The 319-nt window shown below is 63.0% G+C and carries 2 protein-coding genes; both read right to left on the bottom strand.

Annotation, left to right across the window (positions count from 1 at the left end):
* On the bottom strand, nt 1–128 hold a 128-nt coding region (locus GV368_RS10960), incomplete at its 3' end, for a type II toxin-antitoxin system PemK/MazF family toxin (protein WP_169116545.1).
* Nucleotides 128–319, bottom strand: a 192-nt coding sequence (locus GV368_RS10965; RefSeq protein WP_206673414.1) for an antitoxin MazE family protein, incomplete at its 5' end; no start/stop codon positions are given. The genes GV368_RS10965 and GV368_RS10960, both read right to left, overlap by 1 nt.

Here is a 319-nt window from a genome sequence, read left to right on the forward strand (position 1 = left end):
TTGCTCGTCACCGGGCACAGCACCACGCTTTCCAGCTCGGAGAGCAAGTCGGATTGGACGATCAGGGCGGGCCGTGGTTTACCGTAGTCACCTGGCAATGAAACCGTTACGAGATCGCCTCGCTGCATCAATCCCACCCTTCGATGTCCAATGCAGCCGCTTCAGTGAAGCGCAACACCTCGGCTTCCGCCGCGTCGCCCTTCAGGCTTTGGCACTGCGTGCGTAGCTGCGCCCTGAACTCGGGTGAGCGGGTATCTGGCACCCAAAACTGGACAGGCCGCAGCCCCGCCGCGCGCATCTGCTCACGGTAGCGCGCTAC

The sequence above is a fragment of the Tepidiphilus baoligensis genome (genome assembly GCF_012911495.1).
Lineage (GTDB): Bacteria > Pseudomonadota > Gammaproteobacteria > Burkholderiales > Rhodocyclaceae > Tepidiphilus > Tepidiphilus olei.